Here is a 23,663-nt window from a genome sequence, read left to right on the forward strand (position 1 = left end):
TCCACTCTTAAAGAGTCAAAAAAACAGGCTCAGCGAAATTAAAAACAATAAAAATCTTGGTACTTGTATCTTACACAGACTGCTTTGTCTTCTTAGGCCAGAACAATGTCATCAAAATTAAAACTTATACAAATATAGTAAATTCAAAAAACTCAACTCAACGCTTTTCACAAAAACATAGCAAATCCAAACTTTTATCAGCAGTCCTAAACAGGCATGATGAATTAATAGCAACAGATAAGAAGAAGTCTATGATTACAAAAACGCTCCCCCTTACAGATATACACCGCCACCTTGATGGCAACATCCGCATTCAAACCATTTTAGAGTTGGGGCAACAATACCATTTAGATTTACCCGCCTACGACATTGAATCTTTACGACCGCACGTACAAGTGATGGATAACCAACCAGATTTATTAAGTTTTTTATCTAAGCTCGACTGGGGCGTAAAAGTATTAGCCAGTTTAGATGCCTGCAAACGCATTGCTTTTGAAAACATGCAAGACGCAGCACAACAAGGGCTAGACTATGTAGAACTACGTTTTTCACCGGGTTATATGGGAATGACACATCAGCTTCCACTTGAGGGCGTTGTAGAAGCTGTGATTGCTGGTGTAAAAGAAGGCAGCCAGGCATACGGGGTAAAAGCGAATTTAATTGGCATTATGAGTCGTACTTTTGGTCAAGAAGCCTGTGAAAAAGAATTAAATGCTCTGCTTGCCCATAAAAATAATATCAAAGCGTTGGATCTTGCTGGAGATGAGCTTGGTTTTCCGGGAAATTTATTTATTGAGCACTTTAAAAAAGCACGTGATGCAGGTTGGCACATTACAGTACATGCAGGCGAAGCTGCTGGCCCAGAAAGTATTTGGCAAGCCATTGAAGAATTAGGTGCTGAACGAATTGGACATGGCGTTAAAGCAGTTCAAGATTTAAAACTTTTAGATTATTTAGCAAAACACCAGATTGGTATTGAATCTTGTCTCACCTCAAATATTCAAACCAACACAGTACCTTCTTTAGCAGAGCACCCATTAAAGACTTTTTTAGAACATGGTGTGCTTGCCACCATTAATACAGATGACCCAGCGGTAGAGGGCATTGAGATACAACATGAATATTTAACTGCTGCCCCTTTAGCAGGATTAAGCCCTGAGCAAATTTATACAGCTCAAGAAAATGGTCTTAAAATCACATTTTTGTCAGATCAAGAAAAAGATGAGTTAAGGCAGAAATATCAATAACAGAGAACAGAGCTTATATAAATAAGTTCAAATATTGGAGTGTGTATAAATTAAAATATATAAAAACAAAAAAATTCCTTCTATCTTTAAGACTAGAAGAAATTCTTTTCAATATTTGGAATATTTTCAAAGCTTAAACGCTTTTAAATATGGTCGGAGCAGTAGGATTCGAACCTACGACCCCCTGGTCCCAAACCAGGTGCACTACCAGGCTGTGCTATGCTCCGAAATTGGGGTGAATGACGGGATTCGAACCCACCACAATTTGACCTATAGATTTATATAAATTAATAACTTACGTGTTTCTCTATCTACAAAAGTATTTGATATGGGAATAAAGTGGCCAAAATAACTAAAAATAGCTCTATTCTTTTTCTTATTTTTATCTGTGCTTTTTCTGGCTTTAGTTAAAAAAGAAGTAATGAAGTAATAAATAAAAAAAGTGCTTATGTTTATAAGCACTTATACGTTATTAAGATGTAATTTTTGAAGTAATGCCCTAGTAAGCTTTATTACATCATGATGTAGTTGTTTAGCTTTGTAATGTAGTCCGGCATATCTTCAGCAATCAATTTACCGTAGTGTTTATAAATCATAGATGTATCACTATGTCCAAGCTGCTCAGCGATCCATTCCGGTGGAACTTGGCCAGAGGTTAGAAGTTGGCTGGCAAATGTATGGCGGCCTTGATTGATACCTCGTTTACGAACTTTTGCTTTCTTTAAATGCTTGTTCCAGCGATACCGTAATTCATGATATTCAAAGTGGTTTGACCGTTCGTGATTGATCCATACAAAACGAACCTTTTCAGTTCGCTTCGTTTTGTTATCCCGCTGAAGGACTTCAATTGTCTTGGCTCTGGCATTACCGGTGATTTGATACTGTTTCTTGAGTGCAGTTATTGCCGGTTCCAGTAGCTTGATTCTTCGCTTTCTACGTCTGTTCTTAGTGACGCGATAAATTCCCCGGACATACGATCTAGAAATTTGAATGGTTCCTTTTTCGAGATCGATATCTTCCCACGCAATTGGAATTTGCTCGGACATTGAAAGCCCCGTCCAGAATAAGCACGGAAGTAAATGCTGAATATCTAAGTCAGTTTCAGTATTTAAAATCATCGCTATTTCGACTTTACTAAACGGATCTGGCTCAGGAGTGTCGACCTGATGAATTACGATATTTTCAAAAGGGTTATAGGGCATTTGTCTTTCATCACGCCAAATCGAATGGATCTGTGAAAAACGAGTGACAATTTCCCTGACAGTTTTGTTATTCAAATTTTCTTTTAAATGCTCAATCCACTTTTTAAGCATATTCGTATTGATGTCTTTAGGGTTAGTTTGTCCCCACTTTGGGATTATGTGATTGTATACATGGCCCTTATAAGAATCGTAAGTACTTGGAGCTACTTCTTTTATTGTCTGGCTCAGATAAAGCTGTGCGTAATAACTTATTTGGTTCTTTTTTAAATACTTCGAGTTTGGGAAATGTTTAGCCAAACTGAACTGGCCAAGTTGTATCTCCAATTTGATTAGGCTCGCTAGTTTTTCGGCTCTATCTTGATTTTCTGGAGTAAATTCCCAGTCTAGAGTTTCTTTAATTACCGGTTCTGTGGCTATCGGTCGCATCCAAATTCGCAACGATTTTCCACGTATTTCGAGTCCTGCTGACATAAAAAACCTTTATTAAGTACTGGTACTATTGGGTTTAATTTTATTGGAGGGATTTTTATATCGAAGACGAATAATAGGTGATTAGATATACCTTTACATATAATTAAGTTTGTGATTGTTATAGGTCAAAATTTATCTCTAGTTAAACATAAAATAAGATTTATAATCAAAAAATTCCAATCTTAAAAAAGTAACTTAGGTCAGATCATGATTGATATATTTACTAACATGAAATATATAGAACCATTAACTTATTTTCAGCAACTAAAGGATAATGGTCCTCACAATAATCAAGAGGTCTGGGAATTTACTAATGAAATTAAGCCTATTGATTTATATTGTTATTTAAATGTAAAGTTTGGACCGCCTAACGGATTATTAACATTCCTAAGAAATGATACTTCTAATAATTTAATTCATTGGGATTGGGCATTAATTTCTGATCTTGGCAATATAAATATTGAAGGACATAACTTTAGAACAGAGGTTCATGTAACTAAAGATTTAATAGAAAAGGGAATAACAGTAGATGACTTTATTAATCAAATAAAATCTGACTTTAAAAATTATGGTCGAGAAATGTCCGAGTTTAAAAAACAATTAGAAAAGTGGACTGAATTTATTAATCCTTTCGCTAGATTGCAAGAGACCATACGTATTCTTTTTGGAAAACTTGAAGAATTAAATATAGATCCAGAAAATGATAAGATCGCGAGTCCATTTAAGTATAGTGAAGATATAGAAGAAGTAAAAAGAGTTTGGAATGACCGTAGCGAAAAATACATGTTTGCTACAGGTCTAATTTATGGTCTAAGATCAATGTTACCCGTAATGGCTGAGTCCTTTATAAATTTATTGATTTTCACATTATGTCAACCAGAAATAAAAAAGAATGAAAGGTTATTTAACTCATTCCTAAGAAACCCAATTGATATACGTATTCAATCTTTACACTTACATTGTGAAGGTTTTACGGAATGCGTTGATTATGATTCGCCTGAATGTAAAGATTTCCATACTTTAATAAATGAGAGAAATGACTTATTACATGGCAATATAAATATTAATAAGTTAGCTTTCGGTGAGGTTTATTTTAATAAAAGAACTCCTATTTTTACTTCATATAAAGACTTTTGGGAAAAATCAATTGGTATATCTTTAGACTCAGTAAAATATGAAAAAATATATGATGATATGCTAATAGTTGAAAATTTTATTGGATATGTTCTAAGTAAATTAAAAAAAGACAAAAGAAATACTATCGAAGCATTAATGATAAATATAAGACTTGGTTATGACGCTAAAAGAGGTAAGACTGGTATCCTTTTTCCAAAGCATTTAGCAGAAATTAGAGGCAAAAAGTAAGAAATTATTCATTTTCTTATATTTAATAACTCTATAATAAAAGCACCTTAGCGAGGTGTGCTAAAGGTGCTTTTAGGAGAATTACTTTTTAGGCTTTTTTACTAAACTTTCTGGTAGTCGACCGTTGCGGAGAAGTACTTCAATCTTAGAACGTACACCGTGATAGTCCCTCGTAAGGACTTCAGCAATGTAATTAATAGATTTTTTGTCTTCAAGCATGGTGATCAAAACATTTTCCTCACATTTCCACCATTGGCCATAGGTCAGGTTATTATTTCTATTCATATTAAATTCCTCATTAAAACTCAATAAGGGCTTGGCTTTAGAAAACTAACTAATGTGACATTTACCAAAACGCAAATAGTCCATTGGTCCCGGTGCATCTTTCGGAGTGATTTCATACCGATCCAGTACATAGGTTCTTACATTTGCTTTAACCGTGATTTGATCACCGTCAATCTCGGTAATTTCGCCGATATAAGGTTTCTGGCTTACTTGGATCTTTCCTTGATAAGTGTTTTCACGCTTTTGGACGTTAAAATTAACTACGTCGCCAACTTGATAAGCTTCAAAATCTGGTAAGACAAGACCACCACATTTACAATGATATTTATCACCCATGGTTTATCCCTCGAATCCCTGTTCTTTACGGGCTTTTAGTTCTTCTTCAGCATGAATTTCTTCGGCTAATTTAATCGCTTGTTCTGCTGCATGTTTCATATCAGTTGCAAAGATCCATTGAAGACGAGAATAGCCCCCAACTGAATTAGAGAGATATTTACCTTCTTCGGTAAAACGAAAATTATATGGAATAGCAATTTCAAGATTTATCAGAAACTCAAAGTCACTATGATCATTAACTAAATCATTTGCATGATCTTCAAACCATCCTCTACTCATATTCCTTTGAACGTTTTTAATAAAACCTTCTAGTCTTGGGTGCTGTTCAATTAAATCGTCCGCATTTTGACAATCTAAAGCCCATAAAAATTCTTCAAAATCATCGCTAACCTTTTCCCCAACATTAAGTGTTGGCACATGAAGGATTTTGCTAAATAAGATACTGTAATTAAACATTTCCTCTGATAAGGCAGAAGGAAACTTGTTGTTTGATTTGATTTGTGCGTTAGAATCGCTTTGCATAATTGCTCTCCGGTGATTGTGTGACACATACAAAAGTTGCCGCTTTTGTATGTGTGCTTCTTAAAACTTATGACTTACGAACTGTCACTTTTGCTTCTGGAAAAATTTGTGTAATACCCTCAAGAATCATTTCAAATAATTTCTCTGGGTTTATTCCGTTTTCCCCTTTATCTTTATCTGCGCGTTTATTGAGTTCTTTCAATTTCTCTGGATCTACTGCTTTAAGGCCCAAAACATTGTTTAACTCATCTTGATAAGCCCATTCTTTAATCATGTATGGTCGAGCTTCCCCACCCGGTGTATGAAAGTGGCCACATCCTTTTTTGTAAACTGCTGGAGCTAAGAACTGGCCAGTTACCATGTGTAAAACGAGTTCACGACCTGAGTCAGGGACTACATCCATACCTTTAAAAATTGTGATCGTTTGGGTTTCTTCTTCCTTGAGATTTTCTGCATCTATCTTTTCAACTTGGAACGAAAAATAGTTGTGAGTGCTTTCAAGTAGAATTGTTTTAAATAATTCCTTTAAGCTGTTATCAGGGAAAAAAATCGCGGCTAATTTCAGCTCATTTCTTTCCGATTGGAAAGATGAAGGACAACGAGGAGCCTTCTCCCCAATATTAAGTTTCCATGTTTGTAAGCCACGAGTTTCTTTAACAGTTAATTGATACATAGTTACTCTCCGGTTGAAATGGGATTAGTCCCGTTGTGATGTTGGCTTTTCAAAAATCCAGCATCGTTTTGTTGAATTGGTAATTTTGCTTTGAATGGCCTTATTCGCTTCGATAAAGCGGTAATGCAAGCTATGACGCAACGCATTTTGTAATTCGTTAATTTCTGGTAACGCATAACGATAATTTGCCGCTACGTTATATAAATGAGCAAAATTGATGGCCATAACGTCTGATTTAGCTGAATGGTTAATAACACTCTCGTGGTGTTCCAATTTCTTGATTGAATCTTCCATTTCTTCAATGGTGTTCCAGAAGTTCTGAACAATAACCGGATCGGATTTAAGGACTTTATCGCGGTCCTGTGCCATCTTTATAAGTTCTTCAATTACTTGTTTTTGTACTTGGATAGGCACCTCTATTACGTGCCTACACATCGCATCAAATAACGACATAAGCTGTGCATGGTTATGCACAATACGTGAGCTTTGAATGTTGTATTTTTCTTGATGTAGCAAGGCATCGTATTTCTCAAAACCTATGCTGAACGCTTCTAAAATATCTTTTTCTTTGTTTAAGCACTGTAATATGAATTGGCTGACATTCTCAGGTTCATATTTAGAAAGATTACGTGAAGCATAAAGACTTGCTTTACTAAGTTGGTCTTTATAAAAGTGAACATGAACAATACGCCCCATAATCGCTTCTGAAGCAAGTACTTCAGCATTCTGGCTTATGATTAAAGTCCCCATGAATAAAGGTTCATAAGTCATATTTCCGCCAGCTTTTACACCCATAGCACCCAACGAGCCACCGTCATACATGGTTTTGCACATATCCCAGTTAAACTGTTTTGATGCGTTCTCTCCTTGTCGATCGGACTCGATAAATACGACTGGAAGGTTAGAGACTTGGCGAAGGGTACGAATTAAACCAGCTTTGGATGTTTTAGTCGGATCTAGCCCCTCGTAATTCACACGGCCAAATAATTTCCATAAGAATTGAATCAAAGTTGATTTACCTGTACCCGGTTCACCAACTACTTCCAAAAATGGAAATGATTTATGTGTTTTTCGAATTTGCTGAGCGTAGAGACTTCCAAAAAAAGCTGTTAGTGAAATTAAGCCTTTCACTCCATACGCATCGATTAAATCAGTTACCCATCTTGCTTGGTAATCTTCTTGCTTGTTATTAATTTCTAATGAAAAAGGAGTATTACACTTTAAGTTTGTATGCTTTGGTAGCTCGAAATAGTCTTCTTTATTGATGACGTATTGCTTACCAGACTGATAGGCTAATTCACCCAAAACATAGGTTTTTTGCTCAGCGTGATAGCCCACATAGTCAATAAGTTGGACACGTTTAATATCCTTCAACTCACGTTTTAAAAAGGTAAGTAATTGTTTACTGTTGCCCTCATAAAACACACCCGGTGCAACGTGTAATAGTCTTTTTCCAAACTCTGGAGCTGACGAGATATGAGACGGGCTAAAGGTATTTTTAATAGTTTTAGCACCACGCGGGAAATCAATCTGGAAGTAATAATCTGCTTCATCAATTTCCTTTTGATATTGATAGTAGAGACCACGTGGACGACATTCCATCATGATTTCAGTATCAGCAGCATGTTCTATAGCTGCTTCCCGGCGTTGTTCTATGGCTCTGTCTTTTTCTTCTTGTGCCCAATCTTCATTATCATTCGGTTCAAAATTGATGCCTTTCATATAGTCATCGTACTTATCCATATTCAATTTGAACCAATAAACACAGTTATCAAAATCGAATGGGAAAGACTTCGTTCCATATCTCTTGTAGATAAGTATTCCTTTATCCACAGGTTTTTCGGCGGTTAATAATGAACCGTAATATTTATAAGTTTCTAAATCAGAAAATTTAAGTCGGTCTTGTTTATAAAGATCATTCCAATCCGTTTTTTTACGACCGCTAGGCGGTAATGCTGCTTCACAATCAAAGCCTAGCTCTGTGGCTAGTTCTATATTTTTTAGTACTCCAGTATGGCCAGCTTTGTCATTGTCATAGGCCCATACAAGTTTTGGTAACGGTAAGCTTTTCTCAGCACATTTACTAAGAATCTTATTTAAAAAGATTGAAGGGAAATTACCTGCAGATAAAGCAGAAAAACTGGTCACTCCTGATAACCATAAAGCAATCGTGTCGAATATGCCTTCAGTAATCCAGATCTCTTTAGATTCAAAGTAATTAGTATTTGGTGTCAGCCATGCATGGCCAGCCGAAGTCCACTCTTCTTTAAATGTTGTTTTAGGAAGAACGCCTTGCTCATCGAGCACACGTTGCCACCAACCTTCATTACCTTCCTCGTCGGTAATAGGGAAACGTACAGTAATAGAGGTGGTTTTCTTAGGTTTATAGCGAGTAATGCTTTCTTGAGTATAAAGACCTTTTAGCTGTTCCAATGGAAAGCCACGTCCCTCTACTAAATAAGCATTAACTGTTTTGTTTGGATCTTCTGGAGTTGGTTCAAAACGTTTTTCCCATTTCTCAAAAAGTTCCGGGAATAAATCACGAATGTGGTTTTCGCTACCACATTCGTTTTTACGTGGGCAGAACACCACCCACGGTTCTTCAGGATATACCCAAGCTGATGCTTCCTTGTGGTTGCAGTCTGGGCATCTACCTCGCAATTTATTATTGCCCTTTTCTTTAAATCCGTAGATATCTTTTAACTTGTCTACAACTAAAGTTCGGGTTTCTGGAAACATCATTTAAATAAACTGCCTTACAATAAATGCCGATGGTTCTTTCTAAGTTCTTGTCCTGCTAACTTTCCAAGAAGCTCTTGAATGCGTTGTCTAGCAAGGTATTCGATGGTTTCTTCTATCGTCTCGAAACCGAGCGACTCTTGTACTTCCTGTACAATTTCCTTCTCTTGATCCGAAAGAGTAATTTCCTGTTTGGGCATCTTCAGCTCCTAGTTAGGTGGTCTGATGCGCCTTTTCTTAGATAACTCTCTAAACTAAAGTTTTCTTGAACATCTTCTGCAATGAGCAAAGCAAGTGCTTGTTTCATTACAAGTTGACGAAGAATCACACCAGGATTAACACCTGTGAGTTTTGAGACAATTTCGAAAAGTTTTGATTCATCATCAGTAAGGTTGACGTTGTATCGGTTGTCACGCTTTTGTTTCTTAATACTCATTCGTTTTGACCCTCCGGTTTTATGTTTTTGCCCTTGTAATAAAAATTAGCAATGATGCTTGATTGACTGGTGTCTTGTTCTTCAGCCTGTTTTTCGATGTCGTCAGCTTCACTCTTAGGAAGGTAAACGACACATCGGACCCGGCCACCTTTCGTTTTTTTCAAACGAGAACTATTTACAGGTGAATTTAATGTACTCATGCATTATCCTTAGCACATAGTGGTATGCTAAGGCACACTTTAGCACATATTTATATTCTTTCAACACCTAAAGGTGAAATATATGTCCGATAATATAGCGATGGAAATAACGCATAGATTTGTAGAAGAACTAGAACGCAAGAATTTAAGAGCAAAACCACTCTCAAGAAGCATAGATGCTCATGAAAATACGTTAGGAAATTATGTGCGCAATAAAGTACCCGACCAGTGGGTTTACTTGGCCAAACTACAACGGCAAGGAATAGATATTCGTTATGTGCTTTTAGGGATTGATCCAGACTTTAGCGGCCTTACAAGTGAGGAAAGTTTATTATTAAAGGCATATCGACAATTAAGTCCAGAAGCTCAAGAAGCATTATTAAATTTAAGTTCTGTATATGCTAAAGAAACTGAAAAAAAGAAATAGATAATAAGAAAAAAGCCCACATAAATTATGTGGGCTTTTATTTTATTCCTCAAATTTTCTCTGTACTACTTCGAGTCGCTGCTCTAAATCCATCAATTTATAAATCAGGTCATTATTATTATAAACAACCTGTTTATCTCCAACTGCCGTTTCTAATGAATTTCTCCAAACTCTTAATGTACTTAATGCCATATCTAAGTTCATTTCTGCATCATTCGTTAAAAGTTCCATATCAACCCCATTGGCAATTTGATTTAATTGAAATTGCCAAACCCGTACCTCAGTATTATTCCATATCGGGCTTATAATGATATGTTCACCATTAAATTTAGGGTAAATAAGGTCCTTTATCGATAACTTTAATAAATTAATATCGATTTCATTAATCGAATGATCATTTTTTGAAAGCTCTGCAATTAAATCATTAATTTGATCAGGGCTAATAGATAAATAACCTTTATCCGTTTGGTGGTTAAACAAAATTTGACTGCTGGTTACTTTGTCTATGAGCGAAAAAAATGTCTGACATAACAAAAGGCTTTTTTCATTACTTGCTTGAACGCGAGGCGCAATTGGCACGTAGGGAATAATATTGTCATTAGTTTGCATGAGATTACTTCCCTAAAAAAAGAAAAGAGAATGTAAACACGACCATGCAAATAAATGCACAACCTTCATAGAGTTTTTTGAGGAAATTAGAACGTTTAATTTGTTTTTGGCGTTTTAAAAACGCTTCTAAATCATAGATTGGTGTGTGTTCAATGATATTAATGGCTTTTTTCATGATTAATACTCTTTTGTAAGTTCATTGCAAACCTACCGCCATTACTTCTCACAATAATGGTGGTAGACCGAACAGGGGTGAGAATACCGTCCAAAAGAGTACAACGGCCAGCCAAAAGGCTGCCCTGCCCGATCTACCATAACGAGTATAGCCGATTAGACATTTTAGGCAAAAAAAAGCCGCTATGAGCGGATATTTTCTGCTCTCTTTTGAAATAAACAGGTTCTCACGCCTGCGCACAGATTTTGCTGTGCTTATTCATATTGCCGTTAGTGTGCCATTATGTCAAGATAATATAAGCATATTTTTAATACATTCTAAATTTATAAATATTTAGAACTAGGAAACCACAATAATGTCAGATGAAACTTATTCTACTGAAAATTCAAGTGAAAGAAATTTTACATCAAATGTTTTGGAGTTATATAGAATTTTCTTAATTCTTAGAAATTTATCTTATAACTTAAATACAGAAATTCAATTCGATGGCATAAATTCTAGTGAACTATTCAAAGAATTTGAGCAAACGGCAAGTAGAATTAGTGATTTTACTTTATTTTATAAACCTGAAAGCAACTTAAAGGATAGTGTTGAAAGACTTTATTTTGAAATTAAAGAAATAATAAACCCGTACAATAGTATTTTCAATACATCTGTTTTTAATCATTATGATGATTTCGATATAATTTGGAGAGTTACAAATGAAATCAAGGAAATCTATCTAAGTAATAAGAGTAATTACTCGAAAAGTACAGAAAGCACAAACTATTTTTTTAAGACTAAACCTCAATTTGAAAGTATAAAAGCGACATATGATTCTTTTTTAGACACAATTAAAGTCAAAGATGAACTAAACAGAATTTCTAGTGACTTAACAAATGTTCTTAATAAATCAACAGCATTAGATAATTTAATTGATGATTTTGAAAAAAGCCATACTAGTTTCAAAGTATTTGAAGAAAAGCAATTCAATGATGAGACTAAAAAGATTTATGATAATATTTATATTGCAGAGTATAGGTTAGCAAATGCATTTAGAGATTATGCTATTTGTTCTTTTATTATTATTGCTGGCATTGCATGTTTCAATTTTCTTTTACCTACACTTGAAGGAATAATAAATTTTTTAAAAATTGGAAAATTTCAAACTACACCAGTCGACATTTACTTCTTTGTTAAAACTGTATTTTTACTTTTATTAACTGCTCCGGGTTGGTATTTTACTCGAGAATCATCAAAACATCGTCAAGTTGCATATAAAGCAAAAATTATTAGCTCCGAATTATCAGCACTACCATATTACTTAGCTGATTTAAATGAGAAAGATCGACATGAAATGCGTATGAAAATGGCAGATAAGTTTTTTGGACAAGAACTTTATAATGACAAAAAAAGTGATAGCAGCAATGTAAGTGAGCAGACCAAAGCTACAACCGAAGCTATTAAAACTATTAACGCTTTATTAAGCAAACCAAGTACTGGATTAGCCAATCATGATAAATAAAATACAATTTTTATCAACGGATCAATATATGAAAAATTGGGAACAAACCTATATAGAGTTTTTAGTAAAGCTATCTAAGCCAATTAAAGATGATTTGCCAGTAGGCTGGTGTGTTTGGATGATTGGATGACGGTAGTTTCAAATGTTTAATTCTATTATTTACTATTTATTAGAGATGGATATGCCTAAATCTAAAGAAAAACGTCAAAAAAATAAGGAGCATGAAAACAAAAAAAAGGACTATTGGCCCCTTGTTGAATTATTTTCTATATTTTTTGCTTTAGGTTTAATTCTTTATATTTGGGCAATTTACCCAGATGAATTACAAAAAATTGATAAACAAAATACCCCTATCACTGTCCCATTTAATCAAAAACATAGTGATGACTTACCTTATGATGAAAAGAAATCGTATGCACAAAAAATTGGTGAAAAATACGGAACTTATGGGGATACATATGGTTCTTTAAATACTTTATTTAGTGGCTGGGCTTTTGCTCTATTATTAATTTCATTATTTATGCAAAGAAAGGAATTGCAAGAACAACGAAAAGAATTAGCTGCACAAAGAGACGAGATAACAAAATCAAATGAAATTGCTGAGTCTCAAAGAAATATTACAAAACAACAATCAGAACTATTAGCTCAACAAAGCTATTATTCACTTTTATTCAAGTTATTAGATGAGAAGAACAATAAAATTAATTTATTTTATTTTAAAGATTCCTTTAACAAGCAAGTACATGAAAAATATGAATGTTTCAAATTCTTTTCTAATTACATATTACATAATATGAATAATTTCAATACTCCTGATTCTACATCAATGACTCCTCTTGAGTATAAAGAGGATTTAAAAGATTTTATATTATTATCTTATCTTTTACCTCACTCACAATCTGAAAATCTTTTTGAAGGAAATTTATATTTTGAACATTTAATAAATATTCTTATTTTTATAGAACAAAAATCCCATCCTAATGATATAGATTCAGATATTGCATTTTTAAAATCTTATATTAGCCATGATGAGCTTGTTTGTCTTGCCGTCCTAGGATTAAAAGATAAAAGATTTTATAAATATATTGAGAAATATGGGTTATTAGAACATTTTAATACAAGTTTATTTAAACATCAGTTTCTACTTTTTCAAATTCTATATGAACCTAACGCTTTTATGCCCTTTACTTCCCCAAAAGCCGCATAAAGCGGCTTTTTTATATTGACTATTACCAAGAATCTGAATTAGGAGAACTTCCACTATCACAACTATTGCTTTCACTTGAACTCCAACCTGAAGAATCATTTGAACTATGGTTACTTTGATTTGAATGATTGGTTTGAGAATGTTCACAGTTATATGAAGATTGGAAACGTTCTTCTAAATAATTGTCAGAGTTAGCTTCTTTACCTTGCAAAGCATAGGTTGAGTAATATTGAAGGTTAGGATCAGGATCACGTTGCGGATATTGGGGTGGATCAGACAATAAAGCCAGACGTGCCGATCCAATATAAGTATGATTATCGGTCTGCTTTTTATGACAGTCGCATTTGACCGTTTTTGAAAACAACCAGCTCTTTTTACAAATTTCACATTTAGCCATTAATTTTCCTCCAATTCAGGGAATAGATTGAGATTTGGAATAGGTTCAATTTCCTTGACGTATTTGTCAGGTCTTCTTTTAAGTTTCTTAAGATTGATGTCTGGATTCTTCTGTGAACTTGGGGAAATTTGATGTGTGATTTCTATTATTCCCGCTCCAGTAAAACCACATAGAACATTGCTACACTGAAGCCATATTGATCTAAGTAGAATATGTTGTTGTTTACTGCTTCTTATCGTCAGTTTTGCGCTGCAATGTGGACAATATAGTTGGTGTTTTCCCCGCACATTTACCTCTCAGAACAAATATTTATACCAAATCAATTATAAGACTAAATATTTGTGCGAATAACTTTTTTTGACTAAGATTACCCTGTTTTTTCTGATCGCTGCCCAAATCATGATGCAGAATATTAATTGCCGGCACTGTTTTAAATTGCTGGCACGAATTGGGCATTTTGATTCACTCGAAATTAAATGCCCCCGTTGTAAAACTCTTAATATCTATATGAGCACCCCGAGTGCCTTACCTGAGAGCCTAGAGCACCAAAAAACAGGTAAGAACCATGAATATTCAATACAACCCAAAAGGTCATAGTTTCAGTGGCTGGCTTGGTGGTAAATCTCAACTGGCCAGAACAATCGTAGAGCTGATGCCAGAACATAAAACCTATGTCGAAGTGTTTGGAGGCGCTGGCTGGGTTCTCTTTAAAAAGACCCCTTCCCCTTTTGAAGTTATTAACGATGTGAATGATGATCTCATCAATTTATATCGAGTCCTTAAATTCCATTTCGATGCGTTCTTAGCTGAATTTGATTTGTTGTTATTTTCACGCACCATTTTTGATGACATGAAAAAAAGTGATCGTGGTTTAACAGATATTCAACGAGCAGCTAAATTTTATTATCTATTACGTGCCGCTTTCAGTTGCCAGCTCGATGGATCCTTCAGCTATTCAACTGCACGTAAACCCGGTCTAAAGCTAGGTGAAGAACTCCGTACACATTTACATTCTGTTCATGAACGTTTGCAACGAGCAACAATTGAAAATGCCAGTTATGACTATGTAATTAAAAAAATGGATGCATCTGATACGCTTTTTTATCTGGATCCGCCATATTGGGATTGCGAAAAGGACTACGGTAAAAATATTTTCAGTAAAGATGATTTTTATGCACTGAAGGAGATTTTAGACTCGTTAAAAGGCAAGTTTATTCTAAGTCTTAATGATGTACCTGAAGTTCGTGTGTTGTTTAAAGACTATAACATTCAAGATAAAAAAATCCGCTGGTCGGTTAATCAAAAGGCCGCAGCGGAAAGTCATAATGGCAATGAGTTGATTATCTATAATTTTTAGGTGGTACTCATTTCATCCTGAAGCCGTTTGAACTCTCGTTCTGCGGCTCTGGTTGCTGTAGCCTGATTTTTATATAGATACGTTAAACGTTTTGGGTTTGACTGATCGCCTTGCGTTACTTTCTCTGGAGAACTCGCTGAACCATAATAAGCAATAATTCCAGTGTAATCCCCTCTTTCATTATCCACCAGTTGGCTAATGTCATCAGCATCCGGCATCATCACTTCAAGCACAACGTCCGTAGTAAATCCACCAGATCCATCGAGCTTATGCGTTACCCTTGTACCTAACCAAACGATGTCATCGATCGGAGATTTTAGACCTGAAAATTTGAATGTCATTTCAGGTATTAGTTCAGGTCGTCCACGCGAAAACGAATAGCTGAAGTTAGTCGCTTTACGTTTGATATTATTGTATTCGGCATAAGCTTTATGTAGAGCCGTTTCTCTATCACGCAGCGCATGTCGAATTTCCTTAACATTTTGGGAGCTATTGCCTACAGTCACTTTCTGTTTTTGGGGCAAAGCAATATCGTAGTAATAACAAGTCACCCCCGAAATATCATCGCCTTCCGAAGTATCGCTAAAACGATGCCTATCTCCCTGATTCCGGGTAATTTCGACTTCTGGTAGAGTTTGGCCACTTGCTGTCTCAGACTTGCCTTTAGCCATAAATAACAACGTACCGTTTTTAACTGTTGCTATCGCATCATGTTCATCAGCAATGCGGGTCATTAAATTTGCATCTGATTCATTTTGATCGATGTGTGCTAGTTTGATACTGCCTAGCTTTTCTTGAACAATCACATTTAGACCATTTCTGGCCCCAATGCTACTTATGATTTCACCGATTGTTTTGTCGTGATAACTTTCTTCCCTTTTCCGCTTCAAACTCGCTTTTAAATCAGCGCTGGTAGCCCGTAGAGAGAGAATGTCCGGTGCTCCGGAATGCTCACGCTCTTTAATGAAATACTTGCCTTTGTAAATCAATCCGGTTGTACTCCAGCCGATCCAGACGTCTATTTCCGCGTCTTTTGGTGGAATCTCGAGTAAACCATCATGATCAAGTAATTCAATAAGTACCGAATCTGCTTCAATGCCCCGATTGTCCGTAACGGTCATATTGTTCAATCGTGAATTAACCTTTGTTGTGATGTCAGTACCATTCACTACAAGTTTATAAATGGCCTGTGCATTGACATTGCTAACACTAAACATGACCTAACCCAACACACTGCTAATGATATTGTTTGCCAACGTTCCCGGCTTCGTCTTCTGCTTCAGGGTCATTTTGAATTCAATTTTACGAGCAGCTCCATTCGGGAAAAAAAATGTCTGTGTTTCATCCACATCTTCAAGAAAATACAGACCAAATATTTTCCCGGTACCACTGATCAATGGGAATGATTTTCCGGTGTCTCCCATCACGCGCAATGCAGTAAGACTAAGCGGAGTCCCCATAAACTCGGGCATGATGCTGCCATCAAGCGTAATCACATCATCTCCGCGTCCCACGAACTGATATAGTCCGCACGTCAAAAAACCAATACAATACCGATATGAGTTATCCAATACATTTTAGAAAGAAAATATTAGCCAAGCTTGAAGAAGGTCAATCTATCCGAGCGGTTGCTCAGCACTTCGAAATTAATAAAAACACAATTGTCGAATGGAAAAAGCGAATCGAAATAAAAAGAACTCGACCAAGAAAACCATCTAAAGTTGATGATGATGCCTTACGTGCAGATGTTGAGCAATATCCTGATGATTATCAATATGAACGCGCTGCTCGTTTTGGTTGTGGTAATTCTACAATTGGAGATGCGCTCAAGCGTCTAAATATCACAGTTAAAAAAAGACCTTACGGCACCCGGAAACAAAAATAGAACTCAGAGAGCAGTATTTAAAAGATTTAAACCGATTAAGGTGTAAACACCCGATCATCTATCTAGATGAAAGTGGATTTAAATCTCATGAACATAGACCTCAGGGTTATTCAAAACAGGGAACTCCTTGTTATGGAACATATAATTGGCAATTAAAAAATCAAACCAATGCAATAGGAGCAATCCATGAGGGTAAGTTATTTGCAGTTGGTTTATTTGATAGCAAAGTAAATTCGGATATATTTCATTTTTGGGTAGATCAGTTTTTATTACCAGAATTACCCTCGAATAGTGTAATTGTCATGGACAATGCAGCCTTCCATAAACGACAAGATATACAAGATCTATTAGCCCAACATGGGCATCAAATACTTTGGTTACCACCGTATAGTCCTGACCTTAATCCTATTGAAAAAATGTGGGCATGGGTGAAAGCAAAAAGGAAAAAGTGGTTGGTTAACTCAATAGATAAGCTTTTTAGTCGTTTTTTTAACGAGTGTATGGGTAATTAAGCGGTTTGACTATAGTCGGGCATATCCCCCACGCGAGAGCTTGAGGCATGTCTCCAGTTCGTTTGACGTTTTAGGGTTTGATAAGTGGCCGTTGGTAGCGAAAAAACGAATACGCCAAAAATCATCATCATAATTATATTCCTTATTGGTTATCCCAAAACTGATCACGTACACGCATAGCTTTCTCACGTTCATAGCTTCGAAGTTGACGCTGTACTTCAGTTGCAATGTCTTGTGTCGACTGACCCGGCTGTGCTGTGACATAAATCGAAATAGAATCGCCCTCAACTGTAATTTGATGAGGTTTTGAAGCTTGGGCCGTTGGTGTACTTGGTACCCCGGCAATAAGCGGTTTTGTCACAATCGGCGGCAATTGCACCGGAGCACTGAAAGATGGTGTGGCTAATGCTGGTTGCTGGACTGATGTCTGAACTTCAAGCAAGGTCTTCAAATGTTCAGGAAACTTATCTGAGATATTTTCTAACCCGTTCCATAACTGACTCCAGCCGCTTTTAATCTGGTCAAAAAGCTTGAATATTGGTACTTCATCAAGCATAGGTTTCACATAGGCCGTGACCTTTTGAAGTATGTTTTGAGTTTGATCTGGGATGGCTGGAATGGCTGCTTTATTTAAGCGCTGCCATACTGTTTGCTGCTGATCAGGGAGAGAATTCGCACCAGGATAAAATTCTATTGGCGGTAGTGCTGTAAAGGTATCAACAATGCGTTGATATGTTTTCTGAAGCGAACCATGCTGCTGGCCTAAACCAACCTCAAGACCAGCCACAATAAATCGACCAATTCCACGCATAACCCTTGATGGACTATGAATATCCATTTTTTTACGCATGAAATCCGGCATGTAGCTATTGATCTGACCCCACAACGATTTCAGTCCAGTAAAGCCCGATTTAACACCGCTAATGAGGCCATCAATGATATTGCGGCCAATACTCATCATTTGATCTTTAAGCGACTGTAGATAGCCAAAAATGCTTTGCCAGCCGCTAATCAACTTCTGAAGGATCGGATTGGTTTGTATGCTTGCAATTAAGCTATTCCATGCATTAGATACCGACGCTTTTATTGCAGACCATGCAGCAGCCGTATTGGTTTTTACCCCTTCCCACTGGCTTACAAACCAAGTGCTTATAGGTGAGAAAATTTGCGTAATACCAACCCATAGGTCGTTAGCCCCGGCAATGATTCCACTCCATAGGCCACTGAAGAACTCCGCGATACTTGACCAGTTTGCAATGATGAGACGAGGAATCCCAATAAACGGCATCATGAAGGTTAAGATCGGATTATTTGCAAAAACGCTGTCTATGCTTTGAAAGACAGACATAATCGCATTCCAGCCATCACTGAATATCTGTTTTACGCTATTCCATACCCCGCTGAAGAAACCAGTAATTGCTCCCCAATTTTGATAAATCAGATAAGCAGCTGCTGCAATAGCAGTCACGGCCAATAAAATTGGATTGGTCATAAACAAACGTCCTAACCAAAGTACCGAACTTCCTAAAATTACGAATCCTTTTTGTAATAGACCCACGGGGCCAGTAAGCATTTTAAAAACGAAGCCGAGAGAACTACCTGTTGCACCCACTGTGGCCATCATGAGCCTTAGACTCAACATACTTAAAATAAGCGGTGAAAACACCACTAATGCCCCGCCAATGGCCACTAATGAGGTTGCGATAACAAGTAACCCGGCTCCAAGCATTTTTGCCAGTGTTGGATTCTGCTGCATCCACATATTGAAGTTTTTTAAGGCACTGGTGGCCACTTCAATTGCCTTGGTATAGATCGGCAAAATACTTTGGCCAAAGTTCAGATATGCGTCGTGTAACTTGGCTCTTGCTTCTAATTCTTTACCTGTTGTGGTGTTTTTTGCTTTGTCATTCAATTGCTCAATATTATCGGCCCCAGCGTTGAGCTTCGCATTTTTATGGATCTGTTCGCGCTGGTCATACATCGTCGTAAATAGGTTTGATGCATTGCGGTTTGTAAAAATACTTCCGATGGCATCGTGGACCTGATCTTTTGACGTAATGCCCTTTTGAGCAAAAGCTGGTAATAAAACTTTCTCCATCCATTCGAATTGGTCTTTCTTGAATATATCAGCGCCTTTAAGTGCTCCCGGGTTTAAAAATGAAACTTGGCCAGCTTTATCATGTGAAACTTTGCTTTGATCCGCGATTAGGCCCAAATCCATCAAATTATTTGCGGCTCGTTTGGTTGTTCGGCCTTGATAAATATTTTGATATGCAGACATGGCCGACGTACCGAAACGATGACCACCAAGCTCTTGAACAAGGGGTTCCATCTTGTAGTAGAACGCTTCATTCGTTAAGCCTTTTACAGCTACACCACCCGTTTTAATAGCATTTAGCCATTCTCCAGCTTGTACTCGTCCACCCGTGGCCGTGATGACCTGTTGAATGATATTTGCTTGTTCTTTAAATGCTGCTTCACTCTTTAAGCCGTTGCGTAATTCAATGACTTTAAGCATGTCCATGAACTTTCGTTCGTTCTCTTGGCCATGTTCATTTCCAAACATCGCTTCATTAGAAAACTTCATTTTTGCAAGCATTGGAGCCGCAAATTTTGCATGATGAACATCAGCAAAAGCTGTAATACCGTCACGAACAAGTTGCAAATTATCGAATGTACTTGTACCAAACGTTTTCATTGCTTTCGCGTAATCGGTTGCTTCTTTGGTAGCGTGTTGCCCTAGTCCAAGTGCGCCAATTCTGTTTTGTTCAATCTCAACCTTTTTATTTTCTTCAATAGGCTTTCTCATCGAGTACAGCGTAGTGGCTCCAGCTGCAGTTATCCCGGCTCCATAAATCATGACTGTGCGTGAGTGTTGCTGAACCTTCTGATAATTTTGCTGTACCCGGTTTAATTGGGCCATTTGGCGCTGTTGCTTGTCGATTTCGGAAGTTGTCCCGGATAAACGTTCTCTTAATTTTTTTTGATGTGATCCGAGTTGATTTACCGACAAACCAGATTGATCTAACTCCCGGGTTAAATTCTTTAAATGCTGTTTTTGTTTGTCATATTCAGCCGTTAGTTTTCCGACTTCGCGTTCGCTACTGGAGAGCTGCTGAGTTAGACCTTTTAAAGACGCTTGGCTTTTTTTATGCTCGTCTTTAAGTTCGCGAAGACTCTGCTTTTGCTTATCTATAGTTTGATTTGAGTGCTCAATCTCACGACGTACCCGGATGTGTTCATTACTTAGATTTTTGGTACTAATACCATATTGACTGAGTTCAGCACGTGTACGTTGTAGAGCGATCCCCTGCTCATTAATACGGTTCTTCAGTTGTTCAGCTTCACGTGATGCCCGGTTAAAATCTTGAGTCAGTTTCTTACTTGGCTGTGCGTCCATTTGACGCTTTAAATCAGCAATCCGGGTTTGTACAGCCTGATAACTTTTTGTAGTTTCCAAAGCCGCTTGTTTTTGTTGTCTAAACCCATCGATACGCTTGAGCTGGGCATCTAGCTGTTTTTTTGCAGCTTCAGTCGCCTTCAGTTGTTGCTGAGTTTTTTCTAGTGAACTAGCCAAGTGGTTAGTCGGGTTCTGAGCAATTTCAGCCTTCAAATGCTTCACATGTTCCTGCATATTTTTTAATGCAAGACTGCTCTGTTGAACGGCTGCTTTTTGTTTCTCAAAGCTATCGATTTTGGCTAATTGTGATTCTAGGCTTTTAACCTGATCTTTGGTCTGCTTCAGTACTCTGGCAGCAGCATTGCTGTTGCCAGAAAGGATTTTAAGGGCGGGACTGAGTTTGTCTTGAGAACCGAAGATGACTTCGAGTTTAAGTTGTTTCATTCAGCATCATTTCCATTTCTTTCAATGGCTTTTTGATGCCATTGCATCAGTTCTGATAAGGACATGTTTGTATAGGTTTGCGGTGGCCAGTGAAAGATCACCGCGATATTGGCAATGGCATCATCTACTGTTGCTGTAAGATTGATACACGTACTGAACTCGGTTGCAAAAAAAGCATTAACGCAGCTCCAATCTGTGCCAGATCCGAAGGTTCAAGTTGATTAATCTGTGCTTTGGTTAAAGTAGGACTTGATACACGCGGGATAACGGTACAAATTGCTGTTACGTCACCTTGAATCAAATCTGTGATTTTCACACCCTGAAGGGCCATAACGTTTGGCTTACGAATGTCTAATTGGGTAATTTCCATTGAACCCATTTTTAGGGGTTTATCTAAATAAATTACTTCCACATCCGGGTTAATCGCCTTTTGATTTTCAGCTTGTTGAACTTCGAGTTCTGTTGGTTGAGTTTCAATCTCAGTGTTTTGGTTTTGAGTATTCATGATCTGTCCTAAAAAGAATTAAAAAGACTCCGGCTGAGACCAACCGGAGTAAGGAAAAGGGATTAACTTAAATGACCAATGGCTTTCATGTGCTCGGCGTTGCGATCGACACCTTTAACAATGAATTTGTTCGATGGAATATCAATTTCGATATAAACCACACCATTGATGCTGAGCTTGTAATAGCTCCAGATAGTTTTGATTGTTGTTTCAGTGTCATCACCTGCTTTCTGATTACCGAAATCAAGCTCCTCATGACGTCCACGTACGACAATCTCATAAGCATCGATTTCACCAGTATCATCACGCTGATACGACCCGGCAAAACGCAGCATATGCGCTGAAACGGTTGAAGCACCGAACTGTTCAAGGATGAGTGGATCTACACCGCCAAGTTTCCATTGAAAGTTAGTGATGTCATCTCCGAAACCTAAATCGACCTTAACGCTGCCGTCCATGCCACCACCACGCCAGTTTTCTAACTTACGCGCAAGCTTAGGAATAGTTACTTCTCCGGTTTGACCGAAATAGCTAATACCCTCATTAAAGAGGTCCATAAGTTTTAATTTCTTTGGTAAAGCCATGTGCTATTTCCTTATGCCGCAATACGTGAAGCAAAGTCAGCCAAATAACTATCAGTGATTTCCTGACGTAGACTGAGATCTTCAAGAGGTGGAACTGGTGTGTAGTCGTAAGAAATACGAAGCTTGCCGGCTTTTAAAATATCGGCTGGGTTAAATGCCGGGTCAAACCAAGCTTCACCACCAATGAGATAGCCATTTGTCTTCCAATCACGGAGTTTTCCATTGATCCCTTCAATAATGTCCCGCGCAAGTGATGGATGTAGTGGCTTATCAACCGCCCACATGTGAGATTCACCCATTGTGTCCATGATGACCTGAGCAGTACGTGTATAACTTTCGAATGCAAAATTAGGATCTTCAGAACAAGTACGTGAACCCCAATAACGGAACCCATCACGCTGAATAATTGTGGTCACATCATTTTCATTGAGGAAATTGGCATCTGTTGCTGAAGACTGTAAATCCCAGAACACATCTTTACTGATCCCTGTAACTCCATTGACAGGTATGTTTGACAAAGTTTTATGCCAACCAATTTCCTGATCGATTTTTGCACGTAGCCCTAAAGCACGAGCTGTCGCATAGAGTGTTGTGGTTGAATTTGTCGCGGTGTCCCACCCCAAAAAGTCGGGCCAAATGACCATCGCTTCACGTGCGCCAAATGTTTGACGGTAAGCAATAACTTCTTCTTTAGTATTGCAGCCATAGGCAGAAATATAAGCAAAGCCACGAAGTTGCTGAGCAATTGAAATTAGAGCAGCACTGACAGCTGCATTATCTAAGCCCGGGACACCTAGAATTCGAGGTTTCATCCCGAATTTAGCGCCTGAAGTGAGCAATTGTTTTAAACCAGTGTATTTACCGTCGACCGATCCGCCGATTATTGAGCTGGTTTGAGTAGCCTCGTCTTTTTCTTCTTTAACCCGAACAACGATTACAACGGCATTGGTTTGATCAAGAATCGCCTGTAATGTACGGGCTAGCGTACCTTTAGTACCTGCTTTGGCAAGGGCTGCAAGAATGTCAGTAATTAAAACTGCAGTATCGAGTGGGAATGTTTGTTCATCTGCATCCGATGCAGTACATACCACACCGATAACAGCGGTTGAAATTGTACGAATGGGCCGGTTTCCGTTATTAATTTCGAAAACCCGGACCCCGTGGTGATATGAATCTACCAT

General features: G+C 37.4%; 30 protein-coding genes and 1 tRNA gene. 9 read left to right on the forward strand and 22 right to left on the reverse strand.

The window, feature by feature from the left end; genetic code table 11:
- Positions 1-251: 251 nt before the first annotated feature.
- Positions 252-1,247, forward strand: coding sequence for an adenosine deaminase (add, locus tag F985_RS18835; RefSeq protein ID WP_004703655.1), 996 nt, complete (start codon positions 252-254; stop codon positions 1,245-1,247).
- 150 nt (positions 1,248-1,397) lie between these two features.
- Here add and F985_RS18840 read toward each other — a convergent pair.
- Positions 1,398-1,474 (reverse strand) — tRNA-Pro (locus tag F985_RS18840).
- Between the two features lie 285 nt (positions 1,475-1,759).
- Entirely contained in the window at positions 1,760-2,920 is a 1,161-nt protein-coding gene (locus F985_RS18845) for a tyrosine-type recombinase/integrase (protein ID WP_004703656.1), read from the reverse strand.
- 207 nt (positions 2,921-3,127) lie between these two features.
- Between F985_RS18845 and F985_RS18850 the strand changes: the two genes are divergently transcribed.
- Positions 3,128-4,285, forward strand: coding sequence for a hypothetical protein (locus F985_RS18850; RefSeq protein ID WP_004703657.1), 1,158 nt, complete (start codon positions 3,128-3,130; stop codon positions 4,283-4,285).
- A gap of 81 nt (positions 4,286-4,366) precedes the next feature.
- Here the strand turns inward: F985_RS18850 and F985_RS18855 are convergent, their stop codons facing one another.
- The 8 genes from F985_RS18855 to F985_RS18890 all read right to left on the reverse strand — a co-directional run bounded on the left by F985_RS18855 (position 4,367) and on the right by F985_RS18890 (position 9,476).
- Positions 4,367-4,570, reverse strand: a complete 204-nt coding sequence (locus F985_RS18855) for a hypothetical protein (RefSeq protein WP_004703660.1) — start codon at positions 4,568-4,570, stop codon at positions 4,367-4,369.
- Between the two features lie 45 nt (positions 4,571-4,615).
- Entirely contained in the window at positions 4,616-4,906 is a 291-nt protein-coding gene (locus F985_RS18860; RefSeq protein ID WP_004703661.1) for a hypothetical protein, read from the reverse strand.
- Between the two features lie 3 nt (positions 4,907-4,909).
- Positions 4,910-5,428 carry a hypothetical protein gene (locus F985_RS18865; protein ID WP_004703663.1) on the reverse strand — a complete coding sequence of 173 codons (519 nt, stop codon included), beginning with the start codon at positions 5,426-5,428 and terminating at the stop codon, positions 4,910-4,912.
- A gap of 67 nt (positions 5,429-5,495) precedes the next feature.
- The gene (locus F985_RS18870) at positions 5,496-6,101 is read right to left on the reverse strand and encodes a hypothetical protein (protein ID WP_004703664.1); all 606 of its coding nucleotides are present in this window, start codon (positions 6,099-6,101) and stop codon (positions 5,496-5,498) included.
- A gap of 24 nt (positions 6,102-6,125) precedes the next feature.
- The gene (locus tag F985_RS18875) at positions 6,126-8,843 is read right to left on the reverse strand and encodes a toprim domain-containing protein (protein ID WP_004703667.1); all 2,718 of its coding nucleotides are present in this window, start codon (positions 8,841-8,843) and stop codon (positions 6,126-6,128) included.
- 14 nt (positions 8,844-8,857) lie between these two features.
- Positions 8,858-9,040 (reverse strand): hypothetical protein, encoded by a 183-nt coding sequence (locus F985_RS18880; RefSeq protein WP_004703668.1) that lies wholly within the window; start codon positions 9,038-9,040, stop codon positions 8,858-8,860.
- Positions 9,041-9,042: 2 nt separating this feature from the next.
- On the reverse strand, positions 9,043-9,276 hold the full coding sequence (locus F985_RS18885; protein WP_004703671.1) for a hypothetical protein: 234 nt from the start codon (positions 9,274-9,276) through the stop codon (positions 9,043-9,045).
- Positions 9,273-9,476 (reverse strand): hypothetical protein, encoded by a 204-nt coding sequence (locus tag F985_RS18890; RefSeq protein WP_004703674.1) that lies wholly within the window; start codon positions 9,474-9,476, stop codon positions 9,273-9,275. The genes F985_RS18885 and F985_RS18890 overlap by 4 nt, the downstream gene beginning before the upstream one ends.
- Positions 9,477-9,558: 82 nt before the next feature.
- On the opposite strand from F985_RS18890, the gene F985_RS18895 reads away from it, so the two are divergent.
- Positions 9,559-9,903 carry a hypothetical protein gene (locus tag F985_RS18895; RefSeq protein WP_001282464.1) on the forward strand — a complete coding sequence of 115 codons (345 nt, stop codon included), beginning with the start codon at positions 9,559-9,561 and terminating at the stop codon, positions 9,901-9,903.
- A 42-nt stretch (positions 9,904-9,945) separates the two neighbouring features.
- On the opposite strand, the gene F985_RS18900 is transcribed toward F985_RS18895, so the two are convergent.
- Together F985_RS18900 and F985_RS25930 are read right to left on the reverse strand one after the other, a co-directional pair.
- The gene (locus tag F985_RS18900; protein ID WP_004703675.1) at positions 9,946-10,512 is read right to left on the reverse strand and encodes a hypothetical protein; all 567 of its coding nucleotides are present in this window, start codon (positions 10,510-10,512) and stop codon (positions 9,946-9,948) included.
- 4 nt (positions 10,513-10,516) lie between these two features.
- On the reverse strand, positions 10,517-10,687 hold the full coding sequence (locus F985_RS25930) for a hypothetical protein (protein ID WP_004703677.1): 171 nt from the start codon (positions 10,685-10,687) through the stop codon (positions 10,517-10,519).
- 355 nt (positions 10,688-11,042) lie between these two features.
- Between F985_RS25930 and F985_RS18905 the strand changes: the two genes are divergently transcribed.
- Positions 11,043-12,191: a hypothetical protein gene (locus F985_RS18905; RefSeq protein WP_004703679.1), complete on the forward strand. Its 1,149-nt coding sequence runs from the start codon at positions 11,043-11,045 to the stop codon at positions 12,189-12,191.
- A 181-nt stretch (positions 12,192-12,372) separates the two neighbouring features.
- Positions 12,373-13,398, forward strand: coding sequence for a putative phage abortive infection protein (locus F985_RS18910; RefSeq protein WP_004703682.1), 1,026 nt, complete (start codon positions 12,373-12,375; stop codon positions 13,396-13,398).
- A 22-nt stretch (positions 13,399-13,420) separates the two neighbouring features.
- Here the strand turns inward: F985_RS18910 and F985_RS18915 are convergent, their stop codons facing one another.
- Positions 13,421-13,795, reverse strand: coding sequence for a hypothetical protein (locus F985_RS18915; RefSeq protein WP_004703684.1), 375 nt, complete (start codon positions 13,793-13,795; stop codon positions 13,421-13,423).
- Positions 13,795-14,082, reverse strand: a complete 288-nt coding sequence (locus F985_RS0104615) for an Ogr/Delta-like zinc finger protein (protein ID WP_025469200.1) — start codon at positions 14,080-14,082, stop codon at positions 13,795-13,797. Before F985_RS0104615 ends, F985_RS18915 begins: the two co-directional genes overlap by 1 nt.
- Positions 14,083-14,197: 115 nt before the next feature.
- Here F985_RS0104615 and F985_RS26345 point away from each other — a divergent pair, with 115 nt between their 5' ends.
- Positions 14,198-14,392: a Com family DNA-binding transcriptional regulator gene (locus F985_RS26345; RefSeq protein WP_228128585.1), complete on the forward strand. Its 195-nt coding sequence runs from the start codon at positions 14,198-14,200 to the stop codon at positions 14,390-14,392.
- Positions 14,361-15,152 carry a DNA adenine methylase gene (locus F985_RS18920; protein ID WP_004703686.1) on the forward strand — a complete coding sequence of 264 codons (792 nt, stop codon included), beginning with the start codon at positions 14,361-14,363 and terminating at the stop codon, positions 15,150-15,152. The genes F985_RS26345 and F985_RS18920 overlap by 32 nt, the downstream gene beginning before the upstream one ends.
- Here F985_RS18920 and F985_RS18925 read toward each other — a convergent pair.
- Positions 15,149-16,369: a contractile injection system protein, VgrG/Pvc8 family gene (locus F985_RS18925; protein WP_004703688.1), complete on the reverse strand. Its 1,221-nt coding sequence runs from the start codon at positions 16,367-16,369 to the stop codon at positions 15,149-15,151. The genes F985_RS18920 and F985_RS18925 overlap by 4 nt on opposite strands.
- A 3-nt stretch (positions 16,370-16,372) precedes the next feature.
- Positions 16,373-16,666: a phage tail protein gene (locus F985_RS18930; RefSeq protein ID WP_228128577.1), complete on the reverse strand. Its 294-nt coding sequence runs from the start codon at positions 16,664-16,666 to the stop codon at positions 16,373-16,375.
- A 44-nt stretch (positions 16,667-16,710) separates the two neighbouring features.
- On the opposite strand from F985_RS18930, the gene F985_RS18935 reads away from it, so the two are divergent.
- On the forward strand, positions 16,711-17,037 hold the full coding sequence (locus F985_RS18935; protein WP_004703692.1) for an IS630 transposase-related protein: 327 nt from the start codon (positions 16,711-16,713) through the stop codon (positions 17,035-17,037).
- Positions 17,034-17,549 carry an IS630 family transposase gene (locus tag F985_RS0104620; RefSeq protein ID WP_050559959.1) on the forward strand — a complete coding sequence of 172 codons (516 nt, stop codon included), beginning with the start codon at positions 17,034-17,036 and terminating at the stop codon, positions 17,547-17,549. Before F985_RS18935 ends, F985_RS0104620 begins: the two co-directional genes overlap by 4 nt.
- On the opposite strand, the gene F985_RS25375 is transcribed toward F985_RS0104620, so the two are convergent.
- From F985_RS25375 to F985_RS18955, 6 genes are all read right to left on the reverse strand, one after another.
- Positions 17,546-17,680, reverse strand: coding sequence for a phage tail protein (locus tag F985_RS25375; RefSeq protein WP_004703696.1), 135 nt, complete (start codon positions 17,678-17,680; stop codon positions 17,546-17,548). The genes F985_RS0104620 and F985_RS25375 overlap by 4 nt on opposite strands.
- Before the next feature lie 11 nt (positions 17,681-17,691).
- Positions 17,692-21,393 (reverse strand): hypothetical protein, encoded by a 3,702-nt coding sequence (locus F985_RS18940; RefSeq protein ID WP_004703697.1) that lies wholly within the window; start codon positions 21,391-21,393, stop codon positions 17,692-17,694.
- A complete protein-coding gene (locus F985_RS25380) occupies positions 21,390-21,539 on the reverse strand; it encodes a GpE family phage tail protein (protein WP_109104290.1) in 150 nt (49 codons plus the stop codon). Before F985_RS25380 ends, F985_RS18940 begins: the two co-directional genes overlap by 4 nt.
- A complete protein-coding gene (locus F985_RS18945; RefSeq protein WP_004703700.1) occupies positions 21,518-21,898 on the reverse strand; it encodes a phage tail assembly protein in 381 nt (126 codons plus the stop codon). Before F985_RS18945 ends, F985_RS25380 begins: the two co-directional genes overlap by 22 nt.
- A 62-nt stretch (positions 21,899-21,960) precedes the next feature.
- Positions 21,961-22,482 (reverse strand): phage major tail tube protein, encoded by a 522-nt coding sequence (locus tag F985_RS18950; RefSeq protein WP_004703701.1) that lies wholly within the window; start codon positions 22,480-22,482, stop codon positions 21,961-21,963.
- Positions 22,483-22,493: 11 nt separating this feature from the next.
- Positions 22,494-23,663, reverse strand: coding sequence for a phage tail sheath protein (locus F985_RS18955; protein WP_004703704.1), 1,170 nt, complete (start codon positions 23,661-23,663; stop codon positions 22,494-22,496).

Source organism: Acinetobacter seifertii (assembly GCF_000368065.1).
GTDB lineage: Bacteria > Pseudomonadota > Gammaproteobacteria > Pseudomonadales > Moraxellaceae > Acinetobacter > Acinetobacter seifertii.

Coding starts and splice junctions, on each gene's coding strand:
- add (WP_004703655.1), top strand. CDS start 252: ATGATTACAAAAACGCTCCCCCTTACAGATATACACCGCCACCTTGAT.
- F985_RS18845 (WP_004703656.1), bottom strand. CDS start 2,920: ATGTCAGCAGGACTCGAAATACGTGGAAAATCGTTGCGAATTTGGATG.
- F985_RS18850 (WP_004703657.1), top strand. CDS start 3,128: ATGATTGATATATTTACTAACATGAAATATATAGAACCATTAACTTAT.
- F985_RS18855 (WP_004703660.1), bottom strand. CDS start 4,570: ATGAATAGAAATAATAACCTGACCTATGGCCAATGGTGGAAATGTGAG.
- F985_RS18860 (WP_004703661.1), bottom strand. CDS start 4,906: ATGGGTGATAAATATCATTGTAAATGTGGTGGTCTTGTCTTACCAGAT.
- F985_RS18865 (WP_004703663.1), bottom strand. CDS start 5,428: ATGCAAAGCGATTCTAACGCACAAATCAAATCAAACAACAAGTTTCCT.
- F985_RS18870 (WP_004703664.1), bottom strand. CDS start 6,101: ATGTATCAATTAACTGTTAAAGAAACTCGTGGCTTACAAACATGGAAA.
- F985_RS18875 (WP_004703667.1), bottom strand. CDS start 8,843: ATGATGTTTCCAGAAACCCGAACTTTAGTTGTAGACAAGTTAAAAGAT.
- F985_RS18880 (WP_004703668.1), bottom strand. CDS start 9,040: ATGCCCAAACAGGAAATTACTCTTTCGGATCAAGAGAAGGAAATTGTA.
- F985_RS18885 (WP_004703671.1), bottom strand. CDS start 9,276: ATGAGTATTAAGAAACAAAAGCGTGACAACCGATACAACGTCAACCTT.
- F985_RS18890 (WP_004703674.1), bottom strand. CDS start 9,476: ATGAGTACATTAAATTCACCTGTAAATAGTTCTCGTTTGAAAAAAACG.
- F985_RS18895 (WP_001282464.1), top strand. CDS start 9,559: ATGTCCGATAATATAGCGATGGAAATAACGCATAGATTTGTAGAAGAA.
- F985_RS18900 (WP_004703675.1), bottom strand. CDS start 10,512: ATGCAAACTAATGACAATATTATTCCCTACGTGCCAATTGCGCCTCGC.
- F985_RS25930 (WP_004703677.1), bottom strand. CDS start 10,687: ATGAAAAAAGCCATTAATATCATTGAACACACACCAATCTATGATTTA.
- F985_RS18905 (WP_004703679.1), top strand. CDS start 11,043: ATGTCAGATGAAACTTATTCTACTGAAAATTCAAGTGAAAGAAATTTT.
- F985_RS18910 (WP_004703682.1), top strand. CDS start 12,373: ATGCCTAAATCTAAAGAAAAACGTCAAAAAAATAAGGAGCATGAAAAC.
- F985_RS18915 (WP_004703684.1), bottom strand. CDS start 13,795: ATGGCTAAATGTGAAATTTGTAAAAAGAGCTGGTTGTTTTCAAAAACG.
- F985_RS26345 (WP_228128585.1), top strand. CDS start 14,198: ATGCAGAATATTAATTGCCGGCACTGTTTTAAATTGCTGGCACGAATT.
- F985_RS18920 (WP_004703686.1), top strand. CDS start 14,361: ATGAATATTCAATACAACCCAAAAGGTCATAGTTTCAGTGGCTGGCTT.
- F985_RS18925 (WP_004703688.1), bottom strand. CDS start 16,369: ATGTTTAGTGTTAGCAATGTCAATGCACAGGCCATTTATAAACTTGTA.
- F985_RS18935 (WP_004703692.1), top strand. CDS start 16,711: ATGAGTTATCCAATACATTTTAGAAAGAAAATATTAGCCAAGCTTGAA.
- F985_RS25375 (WP_004703696.1), bottom strand. CDS start 17,680: ATGATGATGATTTTTGGCGTATTCGTTTTTTCGCTACCAACGGCCACT.
- F985_RS18940 (WP_004703697.1), bottom strand. CDS start 21,393: ATGAAACAACTTAAACTCGAAGTCATCTTCGGTTCTCAAGACAAACTC.
- F985_RS18945 (WP_004703700.1), bottom strand. CDS start 21,898: ATGAATACTCAAAACCAAAACACTGAGATTGAAACTCAACCAACAGAA.
- F985_RS18950 (WP_004703701.1), bottom strand. CDS start 22,482: ATGGCTTTACCAAAGAAATTAAAACTTATGGACCTCTTTAATGAGGGT.
- F985_RS18955 (WP_004703704.1), bottom strand. CDS start 23,663: ATGGTAGATTCATATCACCACGGGGTCCGGGTTTTCGAAATTAATAAC.